At 70.4% G+C, this 14,491-nt stretch carries 10 protein-coding genes; 5 read left to right on the top strand and 5 right to left on the bottom strand.

Annotated elements, in window-relative coordinates; all coding sequences use genetic code 11:
• Window positions 1–15: 15 nt before the first annotated feature.
• Genes G6O69_RS28970 through G6O69_RS28955 form a run of 4 tightly spaced genes read left to right on the top strand, consistent with a single transcriptional unit; the run spans window position 16 to window position 6,750 of the window.
• Window positions 16–3,891, top strand: coding sequence for a serine/threonine-protein kinase (locus G6O69_RS28970; protein WP_172306717.1), 3,876 nt, complete (start codon window positions 16–18; stop codon window positions 3,889–3,891).
• 8 nt (window positions 3,892–3,899) lie between these two features.
• Entirely contained in the window at window positions 3,900–4,664 is a 765-nt protein-coding gene (locus G6O69_RS28965) for a glutaredoxin domain-containing protein (protein WP_172306716.1), read from the top strand.
• Entirely contained in the window at window positions 4,661–5,512 is an 852-nt protein-coding gene (locus tag G6O69_RS28960; protein WP_172306715.1) for a hypothetical protein, read from the top strand. The genes G6O69_RS28965 and G6O69_RS28960 overlap by 4 nt, the downstream gene beginning before the upstream one ends.
• A 29-nt stretch (window positions 5,513–5,541) precedes the next feature.
• Window positions 5,542–6,750, top strand: coding sequence for a hypothetical protein (locus G6O69_RS28955; RefSeq protein WP_172306714.1), 1,209 nt, complete (start codon window positions 5,542–5,544; stop codon window positions 6,748–6,750).
• Between the two features lie 91 nt (window positions 6,751–6,841).
• Here G6O69_RS28955 and G6O69_RS28950 read toward each other — a convergent pair whose 3' ends face one another.
• The 3 genes from G6O69_RS28950 to G6O69_RS28940 form a co-directional block, all read right to left on the bottom strand.
• Window positions 6,842–8,185, bottom strand: a complete 1,344-nt coding sequence (locus G6O69_RS28950; RefSeq protein WP_172306713.1) for a cytochrome c biogenesis protein CcdA — start codon at window positions 8,183–8,185, stop codon at window positions 6,842–6,844.
• 119 nt (window positions 8,186–8,304) lie between these two features.
• On the bottom strand, window positions 8,305–8,595 hold the full coding sequence (locus tag G6O69_RS28945; RefSeq protein ID WP_176397144.1) for a hypothetical protein: 291 nt from the start codon (window positions 8,593–8,595) through the stop codon (window positions 8,305–8,307).
• A gap of 16 nt (window positions 8,596–8,611) precedes the next feature.
• Window positions 8,612–10,429: a TolC family protein gene (locus G6O69_RS28940; RefSeq protein ID WP_172306712.1), complete on the bottom strand. Its 1,818-nt coding sequence runs from the start codon at window positions 10,427–10,429 to the stop codon at window positions 8,612–8,614.
• A gap of 81 nt (window positions 10,430–10,510) precedes the next feature.
• Between G6O69_RS28940 and G6O69_RS28935 the strand changes: the two genes are divergently transcribed.
• Window positions 10,511–11,455 carry a folate-binding protein YgfZ gene (locus G6O69_RS28935; protein WP_172306711.1) on the top strand — a complete coding sequence of 315 codons (945 nt, stop codon included), beginning with the start codon at window positions 10,511–10,513 and terminating at the stop codon, window positions 11,453–11,455.
• 13 nt (window positions 11,456–11,468) lie between these two features.
• On the opposite strand, the gene G6O69_RS28930 is transcribed toward G6O69_RS28935, so the two are convergent.
• Window positions 11,469–11,981: a hypothetical protein gene (locus G6O69_RS28930; RefSeq protein WP_172306710.1), complete on the bottom strand. Its 513-nt coding sequence runs from the start codon at window positions 11,979–11,981 to the stop codon at window positions 11,469–11,471.
• Between the two features lie 345 nt (window positions 11,982–12,326).
• The gene (locus G6O69_RS28925; protein ID WP_172306709.1) at window positions 12,327–14,393 is read right to left on the bottom strand and encodes an enoyl-CoA hydratase-related protein; all 2,067 of its coding nucleotides are present in this window, start codon (window positions 14,391–14,393) and stop codon (window positions 12,327–12,329) included.
• Window positions 14,394–14,491: the final 98 nt, after the last annotated feature.

Genomic DNA, 14,491 nt, shown 5'->3' with positions numbered 1-14,491 from the left:
CTAATGTCCCGGGCGATGGCGCCTAACAGAGGCCCAGGACCCAGCGAGGGTCCGGACCCGAGCGAGTCGGACGATCCCAACGGTCGGGAGACGCTGACGATTAGTCGCGGTCTGCTCGGCAACAACACCGTGTCCTTCGCGTCGTCGTCGAGCGAGGTGATGGCGACGCTCGCGGCGCCGGGGCTCTCCGATGAACCGGCGCTCAACTCGGGTGACCGCCTGGGTCGCTTCGAGATCGATCGCCAGCTCGGCGTGGGTGGCATGGGGCAGGTGTTCGCGGCTCAGGACCTCGAGTCTGGGGAGGTGGTCGCCCTCAAGTACCTCGAGCGGACCAGCGCCTCGCTGCTCTACCGCTTCAAGCAGGAGTTTCGCGCGCTCGCGGGGGTGACCCACGAGAACCTCGTCGCCCTCGGCGAGCTGGTGGTGCTCCCGGATCAGGCGACCTTCTTCACCATGGAGCTCGTCGACGGGGTGCCCTTCGACGAGTACGTGCGCGGGCGCAGCAAGGAGGGCGTGCTGCCCAACATCGCCCGGCTCAAGCGAGCCCTGCGGCAGCTGGTTTCGGGGGTCCGCCACCTCCACCTCAACGATTGCATCCACCGCGACCTCAAGCCCTCCAACGTGCTGGTCACGCCCGAGGGGCGCGTGGTCGTGCTCGACTTTGGCCTGGTCCAGGACGCCTCGGACGCGGCCCTCGAGGACGAGCCCGACGACCAGATCATGGGGACGCCGGCCTATATGTCGCCGGAGCAGGCGGGGCTCGAGCGCGCCGGGCCGCCGGCCGACTACTACGCCGTCGGCGTGATGCTCTACGAGTGCCTGTGCGGCAAGCGGCCGTTTCGCGGCACCGTCGCGCGCCTGCTCTTCGCCAAGCGCGAGTTCGAGGCCCCCGACGTGCGCGAGCAGGTCGAGGAGGTCCCCGAGGACCTCGCCGAGCTGTGCCGCCGGCTGCTCTCCCGCGACCCCGGCGAGCGCCCCTCCGGCCGCGAGATCCTGACCACCCTCGGCGGCGCCGATGGCTTCATCGACCCGGGCGCCAGCTTGACCGGGAGCACGATCTCCGGGCGCGCGCCCTTCGTGGGCCGTCGCCGCGAGCTCGGGGTGCTCGAGGACGCCTGGCGGGTGATGCTCGCGGGCCGCCCGGTCACGGTCCACGTGCGTGGGCGCAGCGGCTACGGCAAGTCGGCGCTGGTCCGCGAGTTCCTGTCGAGCCTGCGCGAGCAGACCTCCGCGGTGGTCCTGCGCGGGCGCTGCCTCGAGCGCGAGTCGGTGCCCTACAAGGGCCTCGACGCCGTGGTCGACTCGCTCTCGGTCCACCTGCGGGCGCTGCCCCGCGAGCGCCTGATCGAGATCCAGCCCGATCACCCCGCGGCGCTGGTCCGGCTCTTCCCCGTGCTCGGGGATCTGTGGGCCGCCGACCGCACGCGGACCAGCGGCCTCGACGTCTACGAGCTGCGCCAGCGGGCCTTCACCGCGCTGCGTCAGCTCTTCTCGGCCCTCGGTCAGGAGCGCCCGCTGGTCGTGTTCATCGACGACTTTCAGTGGGCCAACGTCGACAGCGCGCGGCTGCTCAACGAGCTTTTGCGCCCGCCCGAGGCCCCGCAGATGCTCTTCGTGGTCGCCTACCGCGACGAGGTCGCGGACAACGAGACGCTGCAGGCGCTGACGGCCGCGGGCGCGCTCGTTCAGCGCGACATCCGTGAGGTCTTCATCGGCCCGCTCTCGCAGGAGGACACCCGCGACCTCGCCCTGGTGCTGATGGAGGAGCGCGACGAGGAGATCGCGGCCACCTACGCCGCCGGGGCCGAGGGCAGCCCCTTCTACGTCGGGCAGATGGTCCGCGGCGCCTCGGCCGAGGGCGCCACGCCGGGCAAGCTCGATCAGCTGGTCGTCCGCCGCATCCTCCAGCTCGACCAGGACAGCCGCCGGCTGCTCGAGGTCGTCGCCGTGGCCGGCGGCCCGGTCAGCCGCCAGGCGGTGATCGAGGCCTCGGGCCTGAGCCAGACCCAGGGGCTGATCTCGCCGCTGCGCGAGGCCGAGCTGCTGCGCGTGCGCGGGAGCAATTCGACCTCGGCCACCCTCGAGGCCGCCCACGACCGCATCCGCGAGGTCACCGTCGGCGAGCTCGCCCCCGACGATCTGCGCGAGACTCACCTGCGCCTCGCCGAGGCCCTCGAGCGCCTGGGCAGCGACCCCGAGTCGCTGGCGGTGCACTACGAGCGCGGCGGCGATCGCTGCAAGGCGGCCGACTACTTCGAGCGCGCGGCCGAGCACGCCGCCAACTCGCTGGCCTTCCAGCGCTCCGTGGCCCTGTTCCGGCGCACCCTCGAGCTCCTCGAGCAGGCCGGCGACGTCGAGCCGGCGCGGTTGATGGACCTGCGCACGGGCCTGGCCGATCAGCTGATCAACGTTGGCCGCGGCCACGAGGCCGCGCAGCTGCTGCTCAGCCTCGCCGAGGACACGGAGCAGGCCGAGGTCGCGCGCAGCCGAGAGTTCCGCCGCCGGGCCGCCGACCAGCTGATCAAGACCGGGCACGTGGACGAGGGCCTGGCCGAGCTCGACGCGCTGCTGCGTAGCGTGGGCATGAGCCTGCCCAAGGGGAAGACGGCCTCGCTCGTCGCGTTGCTGCGCGAACAGGCGCGGCTGAAGCTGCGCGGCTTCGGCTTCACCAAGCGCGACGTCGCGGACATCGATCCCGCGCTCCTCGATCAGGTCGACACCTGCTGGGCCGTGGTCAACGGCCTGTCCACGCAGGAGGTCCTGCTCAGCGTCACCTTCCACCTGCGCAACCTTCGGCTCTCGCTCGGCGCGGGCGAGCCGCGACGGATCGCCCGCGCGATCGCCTATCAGTGCGTCATCGAGGTCGCCGGCCGCGACTGGTCGCGGGTCGACGAGCACCTCCGCATCGCCCGCGAGCTGGCCAGCGAGATCGACGACCCGGGGCTCAACGCCTTCATCGACGTCTGCGAGGCCAGCTTGCACTGGTTCGAGCGCCGCTACACGGTCAGCACGCGCATGCACACCAAGGTGCTCGAGAGCAGCGAGGGCATGCCGGGGACCGCCTGGGAGCTGCGCACCGCCCGGGTCCACCACCTGTGGACCCTGGCCAACAAGGGCAACTTTGGCGAGTTCATGACCCGCGCCCAGGGCACCATCGCCCGGGCCCGCGAGCGCGGCGACATGCAGGAGGTCATCGAGGTCTCCTCCTTCGAGGCGATGGTCCGCGTGCTGACCGGCGACGTCGTCGGGGCCGAGCAGCTCATCGCCCAGGCCCTCGCCGACTGGAACCCCGGCCGCTACCTCTTCGGCGACGTGTGGTGCTACTACGCCAAGGTCCGCATCCTGCTGTGGAATGACGAGCCCGAGCAGGCCGTGGCCCTGTCGAAGGAGACCCAGGCGCAGATGAGCCGGACCTTCCTCGACCAAAACGCCCTGGCTAGCGGCAACGTGCTCGAGATGCTCGCGCGCAGCTACCTGATCGCGGCGATCTTGCGCGACAACCAGGGCTACGCGCGGCGAGCCAAGCGGCTCTCGACAAAGGTCCGGGCGATCAAGAACCCCGTGCTCACGGGCCTCGCCGAGATCATCGACGCCGGCCTCGCCAGCCTCGCGGGCGACCGCCGGCGGGCGCTGAAGGCATGGACCCGGGCCGAGAAGATCTTCTTGGCCAACGAGATGGCCAAGAACGTCGCCGCGGTGCGCATGCGCCAGGCGCAGGTGCTCGGTGACGAGGGCGAGGGTCCGCGCTTGATGGAGGACGCGCAGATCTACCTCGAGAGCGAGGGCATCACCGACCCGGCGGCGGTCGACGGCTTCATGCGCCTGGTCGCGCCGGCCCGCATCGATCGCTTTGGCGGTGGCGGCGGCGAGTCTGGGACGATCCGGCTATAATCGCGGCCATGCGATTGCCCAGGGCTTTGGCCACGGTCTCGGGGGAATCCCGCGGCCAGCGCTCGCAGGCTGTGGTGTTGGCCGCGAGCGCGCTCTCTCTCGCGCTCTTCACCGGCTGCGGCGAGGAGAAGCCGCCTCGCCCCGATACCCGCTCGGGTCCGGCCCAGGCCGCGGAGGTCGCTGGCGACGCGGAAGCAGGGCAGGGCAGGGCGAGCTTCTCGCCGAGCGAGGACCAGTTCGTGCTCACCTACGCCGGTGATCGCGGGGTCTTTGCCGACTGTCAGAGCATCGACGACGTGCCCGAGGCGGCCCGTGGTCTCGTCGGGGTCAACCTCTTTGGCCGCCGGCCTCCGCCTGGCGAGGTCTGGGTCTGCAACCTCGACAAGCCCGGCGCAGACGGCCGCTACGCGCTCCAGACCGTGCCCCGAGCGGACTTTGAAGAGATCGTCCTCGGTCAGGGACGCAGCTCGAGCGTGGCGCTACCGCCTGGCCTCGAGCTGCCCGATGTGCAGCCCGCGGCCAAGGACGGACCGATCATCGTGTACAAGACTGCATGGTGCGGCGTGTGCAAGCAGCTGGAAAACTACCTGAAACGCAAGGGTGTCGAGTACGTGACGAAGGACATCGAGGCCGACCGCGAGGCCGCGGCCGAGCTGGCGGCGAAGGCCAAGCAGGCCGGGGTGCCGATGGGCTCGGTGCCGATGATCGATGTCGGCGGGGAGCTCTTGCGTGGCTTCGATCGCGCTCGCCTCGAGCAGCTGCTGGACGCTTGAGCTGGGCGTGCCTGCGCGCCGCGGCGCCGCTGGCCCTCGCGCTCGTGCTGGGCTCGGCCTGCGTCGACCCTGATCGTCGCGCGGGGCTCTATGTCGAGCACCCAGGCCTGTGGGGCGCCGACATGGTGGCGCTCCACCACGGGACCTTCTCCGACGGCGATCGCAACATCCGCATGCGCACGGAGCTGATCGTCGAGGGAGGGCTGCTCGCGGTGCACCTCGAGTACCCGACCTCGGGCAAGCGAAACCGCGACCTCGAGGGGGTGATCGAGGAGCACGCCGCCTTCATCCAGCGCTACATGCTGCAAAACCCCGCGGCGAAGGTGACCTTGGTGGGCTTCTCGCAAGGGGGCTGTGTCCAGCTGGACATGCTCACCCGCCTGGCGACGCGCGAACCCAGCTTGCTCGCGCGCATGTACGTGGCCCTGATCGCGCCGGCGCGATCGGTGAAGCTCGGCAAGGGCTTGGGCCTGAGCAAGCGCATGAGCACGCGCTGCGCCGAGGCCGAGGCCGCGCTCGAGGCGATGATGGTGGCCGAGCCCGAGGGCGCCGTCGCCGAGCTCTTTGGCGAGCGTGCGGTGCTGACGTGGAGCTGCAACGACAAGGTCGTGGGTCACGACAGCTTCGACACCCTCCAGGCGCGCATTCCCGCGCAGCGGGTGCTCTACCGCCGGCGTCATGGCCACGTCCCCTGGGCCAGCAAGGCGCAGACAGCCAGCGACTCTAGCGCGGCCATCTATGGCGAGTCCGTGGAGCTGGCCTCGGCCATCGCGCGGGCCATGGCCGAGGGACGGGACCCCCGCACCGCGGTCGGGGTCTACGGCGGCTTCGAGGATGGCTGCGGCTGAGCGGGAGCGGTCTACAATCGACCCCCGCCATGACCAAGACGCCACGCCACGAACACGCCGCATTCGCCCTCGCGGGCCTGCTCTCGCTTTGCCTCTCGCCCGCGCTGGGCTGCTCCGACGACGGGGGCTCGAGCGAGGACGAGATCGGTGACAGCGGGACCGCGTCCGAGAGCGAGAGCGAGTCGGCGTCCGAGGACGAGTCGGCGTCCGCGGGCGAGTCGGGCTCGTCGAGCAGCGAGTCGGACTCCGGGGACACGACATCGAGCGGCGAGTCGGACTCCGGGGACACGGCGTCGAGCGGCGAGTCGGACTCCGAGGACACGGCGTCCGGCAGCGAGTCGAGCGGCGAGGGGGAGACGGACTCGGGAGACACGGACTCCAGCAGCGAGACCACCGGCGGCAGCCAAAACCCGCTGTGGAACAGCGCCCACCTCTGGTACTCCATCGACGATCAGCTGATCTACATCGAGATCGATCCCAGCGACGGATCAGTGGTCAACCTGAGCGCGAGCACGATCACCGCCGATCCGCCGCTCGTCCAGGGCCAGAGCGGGATCACGATCCTGCTCGACGATCAGGACGAGATCGACCTCCTGCTCACCCGGGTCAGCGGGAGCAGCGACTCCACGGCCGTGCACCACATCCACGCCCCGCCCACGGACGGATCGCCGGTCGCGGCCAGCTACCTCGGCGACGTGCCCGACGACCTGCTCATCGAGGCGCTCTATACCGACTGTCAGGGCCTGGTCTACCTGATGGACACGGGCCCCGACGTGACCTCCTCCGAGGGCAACCGGCTGATCCGCTTCACCGGCGACTACCTCGGCGGCGACCTGTCCTACGAGGTGATCACCGACCTCGAGAACGCCAGCGTCGCCGACATCGACGACATGGGCCCGGGCATCGACGCCATGGGCGAGATCACCGACGGCCAGGGCTTCGCCATCGACTCGGGCAGCGTCTACGACTTCGACTACAACACCGGCACGGGCAGCTTGCTCGGCCAGGCCGGGACCTACGGCGTCCACGCCCTGGGCGGCCCGCTCTTCGACGATCTCACGGCGCGGCTCTACGTCCTCGACATCGACGGCAACCTCTACGAGGCGGATCCGGTCAGCTTGAGCTTGTCGCCGGTGCTGATCACCGGGCCGAACCCCGACCCCGTTGGTGTCGCGGGCTGGAGCGGTCTGGCGGGGCCGCTGACCGAGTGCGAGACGACGCTGCCCGAGCCCCAGTGAGCCAGTGCTGCTCGATGGACACGAAAAAAAGCGCGGAGCGATCGCTCCGCGCTTTTTTTGAACCGGCTCCTCGCGCTCGAAGGTGCCCCGCTCAGCCGCGGCTACAGATGCTGGCGTTGGCCTGGACCCCGCTGCCCGCCAGGCGCGAGAGGAACTCGTCCGGGGGCACGAAGGTGGTCACGTGGACGCTGGGCTCGGGCAGCGGCTCGCCGGCGCGCAGGGTGTCGACGTGCTCGCTGATCTTGGCGTCGGAGGCGTAGACGACCACGCTGGGCAGCTCCTTGGCGTCGAGGGCGGCCTGCATGGCCTCCTGGTCCTCGCTGGGGTCGCTGACGTCGATCTTGATGAGCTCGTACTTGGCGAGCTCGGCCTCGACCTCGGGGTTGGAGAAGGTCTGGGACTCGAGCTCGTGGCAGGGGTTGCACCAGCTGGCCCCGAAGTCGATGAGGATCGGCTTGCCGGCCTCCTCGGCCCTGGCGATGGCGGCCTCGAGCTCGTCGAGGGTCTCGACCTGCTTCCAGTCGGCGGTGAGCTCGACGTACATGAAGTTGTTGAGCGCCAAGATCGCGCCGAAGCTGGCCACGGCCACGGCCGCGCCCTTGGTCAGCTTCTCGCTCATCGGGCCGTGGAAGCTGCGATGGACGGCGCCGGCGGCCACGCCCACGACGAAGATCCCCACGCCCAGCCACAGGCCCCACTGCGGGTTGATGACGAAGCCGCTGAGCGCCGGGCTGAGCGGGCGCATGAAGTAGAAGGCCATGACGATCAGCGCGATGCCGAACACGCTCTTGATGTGGTCCATCCACGGCCCGGGCTTGAACAAGCTCGCGCCCAGGGCGACGGCGAAGAACAAGGTGCCCATGCCCAGGGCGTAGGTGAAGAGCAGCGAGCCGCCGAAGAAGAGCCCGCCGGGCTGATCGGCCGAGGCCGCGATGAAGGCCAGGAGGTTGAGGAGCACCGGGCCCGTGCACGGGGCGCTGACAAGGCCGCTGACCAGGCCCATCAAGAACGCGCCCATCGGCCCGGCTCCGCCGACGGAGCTGAGCTTGGTCTCGAGGCTGCTGGGCAGCTGGAGTTCGAAGGCCCCGAACATGCTGGCCGCGAGGGCGAGGAGGATCAGCACGAGGGGGACGACCACCACCGGGTTGGCCAGCCAGGTACCGAAGCCGGCGCCGCCAGCGAGCAGGGCCACGCCCAGGCCCAAGCTCGTGTAGAGCGTGGCCATGCCGAGCACGTAGGCCGTGGCCAGGAAGAGCGCCTTGGCCTTGCTGACCCCCTTGGCCCCGAAGATGGCGACGGTGACGGGGATCAGCGGGTAGACGCAGGGGGTGAGGTCGACGAGCACGCCCTGGCCAAAGGCCCAGGCGTAGGTGCCGATGCCGCCGCAGCTAGCGGCGCTCTCGGCGAGGGGCAAGATCGGGGCGGTCCACGTCATCGCTGCGAAGCATACGCTGGTGCATGCGCGAGTGTTAGCCAGCCCGCGCTAGCGGCGCGTACGCATCGCCAGCGCGGGCTGCGAGCCGCGCTCGGGCGGCGAATCCGGGGTCGCAGCGCTCAGCAGTCGTCGTCGACGAGGCGATCGATGAGCTCGAGCATGATCGGCTCGAAGTCCTCGTCGCACACGGAGCGCAGGGGATCGCTGCTCAGCTGTTCGGCGACCTCGCGGATGCGCACCGGCGGGAGCCCTCGGATGGTATCGGAGCCCTCCGCGCGCGCGCAGCCCGGGCCGATGCCCCAGTCGATCTGGAAGTCGGGGTCGGTGGTCCGGATTGCTCCAGAACGTCCTCTCGTCGTCCTGATCGAAGATCGAAGCGGCGTGGCTGGCGTAGGAACAGTCGACCTCATCGCTGACGAGGAGGCCTCAGGGGGCCGTCAGCGGGACACCGACTGCCCGGCTGAGCTCGGCGAGGGCAATGTTGCGGTTCATGACCGCCTCGAAGTGCAGGAACTCGAACTCGGCCCACTTGGTCAGGGCCTTGCGCAGATCCTCGAAGTTGCTGGCGCCGATGCTGCTGCTGGTCTGCTCGGAGATCACCAGCTTCCAGCTCTTGTCGCGGGCGTTGGCAGAAAAACGCATTTGCTGCTCTGCGTCGAGCACCGCGCGGTAGGCCTCCTCGACCTCGAGGGAGAGCATCGCCCGGGCGGCCTCGCGCTGATACTCGGTCTCGCGGCGCTCGGCCCGGGCCTTTTGCAGGGCGAAGGCGTCGTTGTGAAAGTCGAGGTTCCAGCTCAGCGCCAGGCCGAAGTAGATGTTCGAGTAGTTGAGCCGGCCCGTGTAGTAGAGCGTCCGCATGTCGCGGGTGGCCGCGCTGCCGTAGCCGAAGCCCATGCGGACCACGGCGCCGAGGTCGGGCAGGAAGTTGCTGCGCGCGAGCTTCTCTTGGACCTCGCGGGCGCGGACGCCCGCGTCGGCGAGCTTGGCCTCGGGGCGACTTTGCAGGGCCAGAGACTGGTAGTGGTCGAGGTCCGCGAGCCCGCCTTCGATCTCGTCGGGGACCAGGGCCTGCTCGGCGATGTCGAAGCCCTTGGGCGCGGCCGAGCCGGCGATCGCCCACAGCGTGGCCAGGGCCTTGGACTCGATCAGCCGAGCCTCGCGCATGCGCGTGGCCATCTCGATCTCGCCGACCTCGAGGCGGATCAGATCGTCGGGGTCGCGGTCTGGATCGAGCTCGCTGGGGTCGGCGTCGAAGCTCGGCTTGCCGTCGGGCCCGAGGCCGAGCTCGACCTCGATCTTGGCGCGCTCTTGCTCGACGATCCCCCAGGCCTGCTCGAGGATCGCCACGCTCTCGCGGGCGAGGAGCAGGGCGGCGTGGGCCTGATAGATGCGCAGGATCGTCTCCTGGCGCGTGGACAGGCTCTGGAGCTCGGCGAGCTCGACCCCGATGGTGGCCAGGCGGCGGGCGTTGAGGATCTTGCCCGAGGTGGTGATCGGGACGACGAACTCTGCGTCGAGGCGCAGGGAGACGCCGGCGTCGGCGATGCGCTGGAAGTAGCCCTTGACCGTCTGGAGGTCGACGGCGTCGGTGCCGTCCGAGGGGTCCCCGGTGGCCCGGCAGTACTGAAACGAGAACGGCCCGTCTTCGCCCTCGAGCTGGACGTCGTCGCACTCGATGGCCACGCCGGGGGTGATCACCGCGCTTGTCTTGATCACCGGCACCCAGGCGAACTTGGCCCGGCGCAGCGTGGCCTCCATGGACTCGATGTGCTGATCGGCGGCCTTGATATAGGGGTTCTCGAGGCCGTAGCGGACGAGCTGCTCGCGGTCGATGACGGGGACGCCGGCGGGGCGCGGGCCGTAGGCGTCCTCGCGCGAGGCCGGCGACATCTCGAAGAGCGCGCGCACGGGGTCCTCGGCGGTCAGCAGGGCCTCTTGGTTGCCGGTGGCCGTGAACCCGGGGCCGAGGTGGTGGCGCAGCGCGGCCGCGTCGGGGTTGGTCGCGGGCGCCGGACCCTCGAGGCCGTCGAGATCGGGCGCCGGGACCTCTTCTTCGAGGGCCGGATCCGCAGGCGGGATGTCGGCGGGGGCCGGCTCCACGGGCTCGGGCTCGGCGGGGGCCGACTCGGGCGGGGCAGCGTGGGAAGCGTGCGCGAGAGCGACGAGCGAGCCGAGGCCGATCAGACCCGAGGCCAGCACGCGCCACACTCGACGGGGACGTCGGCGCTCTCGCGGCGAATTCATCGAGGCACAGCCCTACACTGGCCCCGGCACAGCGGCAAGCGCCTCGTTGCAGTGTGGCGCACACCTTGCCATGGTGTGGCCGTGACCACGAACGTACGCTGGGTTCACCTCGATGATCTCCCCCACCAGGGGAGGGTTTTGGTCCGTGTCAGCGGCGAGGACGCGACCCGCTTCCTTCAGGGCCTGCTGACGGCGGACGTAGGCGAGCTCACGCCGGGCCAGGCGACCCCCGCGGCCCTGCTCACCGTGAAGGGCAAGATCGTCAGCGAGCTGTGGGTCCTGGCCGTCGACGAGGACGAGCCGTGGCTGGCGATCCCCCAGGAGACCGCGGAGGCGGTGGTCACCTCCCTCGACGATCACGTGATCATGGACGACGTCGAGCTCGAGGTCCTCGAGGACCAGCGCTGCGCGTTGATCTGGGGCGAGGGCGGGGAGGCGCTGCGCTTCGAACCCGAGGATCCGGCGCTCAAAGCCTTCGCCTGCACGCACCCGCTCCCGGGGACCCTGGTCGTGGGGCCGCGGGCGGTGCTCGCGGCGAGGCTGGAGGGGCGAGGGGAGAACGCCGACGCGCAGGCCTTCGATCGTGCCCGCATCGCCCACGCGCGCCCGGCTTGGGGCTACGAGCTCGTCGCCGATCGCTTCCCCCCGGAGGTCGGCTTCGTCGACGCCGTGTCCTACGAGAAGGGCTGCTACATGGGCCAAGAGCCGCTCTCGCGCATCCACAACCGCGGCCAGGTCAACCGGGTGATGGTCCGGCTCGCGGGCGAGGGCGAGGGCTGGGAGCCGCTGCCGCTGACCCTCACCCTCGACGGCGCCGAGGTCGGCCAGTGGACGAGCGCGGCGCGGGCCAGCGGGGACGGCCAGAAGCTGCTGGGGCTGGGGATCATCAAGCGCGCCCACGCCAAGGTCGGCGTCGAGCTCTACGCCGGCACGCAGCGCGTGGAGGTCTGCTCGGGGCCGCTGGGCGACGACCCGGGCATCGGCGGCCGCAAGCAGAGCGCGACGGTCAGTCTCGGCGGACGCTGAGGGCTGGGCGGGATCACGAGCCCATCACCGCCTCGAGGCGCGTGGGCATCAGCTCGTAGCTGGGCTCGTCCTCCTCGGTGTCCACGAAGAGCACGTAGTCGAACTGCGCGGTGATGGCCGCCTCGCCCTGGACGCCGGGCTCGAGGCGGATCGTCAGCTCGCCCTCGGCGCCCTCGTGGCGGTCGTCGATATGCCAGGGGCGGTCGCTGCTGCGCCCACACTGGCCCTGGTAGACGTTGCTCCCGGTCACCCAGCGCAGGGTCAGGCGATCGTCGGGGAGGGTGTAGTGGGCCTCGACGACGCCGCCGTGCGCCGCGAGCTCGGCGGCGAGGCCGTCTTCGATACCCAGGAACAGCGCCTCGGATCCATCGGGGCTCGCCGCGACCACGGTGACGTCGCCGCAGGCGAAGCGCTCGTCGAGGACCTCGAGGTCGAGGGCGCGCAGCTCGTCGTCCTCGAGGTCGCAGCCAAGGGTGGAGAGGCCGGCGAAGAGCGCGAGTCCAAGCAGGGGTAGGCGGGGAGCCATGACCTCAAGCTAACGCGCTCTCGAGTTCGGGCAATTTTGCCGTCGAGGCCGGCGCACGAGGGGGTAGGGCAGGGATGTCAGTGTTCGCCTCGCGCGGCTGTCGTGGTCCCCCAAAGCCCGGGCGAGGGCTCTCGCTGGCCGCTGGGAGGTCAGGACAGGGAAGTCATGGGCTTCGCACACGCCCGCCCACGGCCGAGGTGGAGCCAGCAGATCGGCGCGCGATGGTGGCGGGCGTGCGCAGGTCGCACCGTCTCCGGGGCGCCTCGCTGGGGCCAAACGCAAAGCGGCCGCGCGACCACGGAGGGTCGCCCGGCCGCGGACGCTCGCGTCGTGATCAGCAGGCGATCACAGCGGCTTTTCGAACTGCGGGGGCTTCCCGCGCAGCATGGCTTTGACGCCGATGGCGGCGCTGCTCATGGTCAGGCTCTTGGCGCCGCGCTCGGACTCGAGGGCGGCCGCCTCGGCGTAGGGGAGCATGTTGATCGCCTCGACCGTCGAGGCGATCAGCTCGCGGAGATCGGCGTCCAGGGGCACGCCGGCCGCGTTGGTCGTCGCCACGTCACGCGAGACCTTCAGCGCTTCGGCGGCCGGGCCGTCGCGGAAGGCGGGCTTGTCGATGCTGCCGTCGGCGAGGCCGGCCGCGAAGGCCATGCTCGCCTTGGGGAGCTCGGGGATCGGGACGATCTCGCTGACGTAGCCCCACTCGGCGGCCTCCTCGGCCGAGAAGCTGTGGCCCGTGAGCAACAGCTCGTTGATGCGCGCGTAGGCGGCGGGGTCGCTCGCGCGGTGGATGTGGTGACAGCCGCCGAGGGCAGCGAGCACGCCGACCGTGGGCTCGGGCTGGCCGATCATCGTGCGCGCCCCGGCGACGCGGGCGTGGCAGGCGGAGGCGAGCTCGTTGCTGCCACCGAGCACGCGGCCGACGAGGGCGGCGACGGTCGGCTTTTGGCTGGTCCGCAGCTTGGTGGTGACGCCCTTCCAGCGCTGGATGAGCTCGAGGGCCGCGTCGGCCTTGCCGAGCACGGGCACGAAGCAGTTCGGGTCGGCGCCGTGGCCAAACTCGCGGCTGAGCTGGCCGTCGGGGGCGACGACGATGGCGCGCACGGCCGGGTCGGCGGCCATGGCCGCGTAGGCCGCGTCGAGCTCGGCGATGAACTGATGGTTGATGGTCAGGCGCTTGAGGGAGATCAGGCCGACGCCGCTGTGGACGCTGGTCCCGACGTAGATCTCGCGCAGCATCTCGTCCGTCAGCGCGTCGACGGGGGCGACCTCGTCGGCCTTGGTGATCTTCTGGTTGGCGACGAACTCCGTGATGATCGCCCGGCTGGCCGCGAGGCCGCGCTCGGCCATGAGCGCGGGCACGCCGACGCGGAAGGCGAGGGCGTTCTCGCACAGGAAGTTGAGCTGGTCGGCGCGGCAGACCCCGTGCTCGAGCATGTAGGTGGACAGCGAGAAGAGCATGCCGAGCATGCGCGCCTCGACCACCTTGGCGCCCTCGGGCGGGCAGAGCTGGCCGCGCTCGTAGGGCCACTGCTTGGTGGGCTCCTTGGTGTAGGGCTCCCAGATCTCGGGGATGGCGTAGAGCGTGGAGTCGACCTCCTCGCTCAGCAGCTGCATGCAGTGGGCCGAGAGGTAGTTGGCGCCGGGGATCAGGTTGTGGACGTAGAAGGGCGAGGTGCCCAGGAGCTTGCGGCAGGCGCCGTCGATCTGCGCCGGGCTCAGGCCGGTCTCGGCGTGGATGCGCACGGCCTCGAGCATCATCCCGCAGAAGATCCGGTCGGCCGCGAAGGCCGGGACGTCGGCGGTCTCGAGCAGGTTCATGCCCAGGCCGCCGAGGAACTTGCGGATCAGCTTCAGCGTGTCCTTGGAGGTGGTGCAGCCGCGGGTCGGGACCTCGAAGAGCTTGTTTGTCAGGTGGGGGAAGAAGGGGTGCATGACCCCGGAGCGGTCGGCCCCGGGCAGGCCCTCGAAGAGGTGCCGGGTGGTCAGGCCAGAGGTCGCCGAGAACACGTAGCAGCCGGGGTCGCGGGCGCGGATCGCCTCGTAGAAGGGCCGCTTGATGTCTAGGCGCTCGGGGATGGCTTCGAACACGAAGCCCAGGCCGAGCTCGGCGGGGACGTCGGCCAAGGTGCCCTGGACCACGGTGATGTTGTCGAGGATGGCGTCGACCTGGGCGGCCTCGAAGCGCCCGCCGAAGGCCTTGCGGAGCTTGTCCTCGACGCCCTGGACCGCGTCCGAGAGGTCGAGGGCGATCACCGGGACGCCGTGCTTGGCGAGCAGGCGGCCAAACTGACCGAGCTTACCGAAGCCCACGTTCCCGCAGGCGCCAGCCACCAGCAGGGCCTTGGGTGCCTCGCCCTCGTTGGGCTGGAAGATCGCTCGGACGTTGGGATCGCTGATCGACGTTGGCATGTGCTGGTGATGGTAGGGAAGCACCCCGGGGCTGTTGACAGGCTGGGGAACGCGCAGGATTGAGCTTTTTCACGGTCCCTCGGCGCAGTGTTCGGAAA

The sequence above is a fragment of the Pseudenhygromyxa sp. WMMC2535 genome, from assembly GCF_011083025.2.
This window is presented reverse-complemented; position numbering and strand designations above follow the sequence as displayed.